Source organism: Desulfovibrio sp. OH1186_COT-070, assembly GCF_003860215.1.
In the GTDB taxonomy this organism is placed as follows: domain Bacteria; phylum Desulfobacterota; class Desulfovibrionia; order Desulfovibrionales; family Desulfovibrionaceae; genus Desulfovibrio.
Map to the genome: position 1 here is coordinate 1 of NZ_RQYH01000211.1, position 369 is coordinate 369.

Below are 369 nucleotides of genomic sequence, written 5' to 3' on the forward strand. Positions count from 1 at the left end.
CTCTTGTGTTAAATGATATTTTGCATTATTAACTTTTTTAGAGTTCTCTTGTATTCTTCTTGGAACCCGAATTACCCAACCCTTATCTCTGAAATATCTCTTTATTTCTCCGACGATAGTCGGCATAGCGAAACTTGAAAATTCAAAGCCTTTTGAGATGTCATATCTATCTATGGCATAGATTAATCCAAGACTTGCAACTTGGAATAGATCATCATAGTCAATTCCACGATTTACATATTTTTTAGCTAAAATTTCAGCCATATATAGATTTTTTTCTATTAATTTGTCTCTAAGTTCTGGTGTGGGATTTTCAAAATACTCTTTAAATAGAGCTTTTATTTCTTCTGAGTCCGGTTTGTTATATAC

1 protein-coding gene is annotated in these 369 nt (G+C 31.4%); it reads right to left on the bottom strand.

The annotated features are described in order from the left end of the window. A partial coding sequence (locus EII23_RS12555) for a sigma-70 family RNA polymerase sigma factor (RefSeq protein ID WP_221620434.1) occupies positions 1-369 on the bottom strand: 369 nt, incomplete at both ends.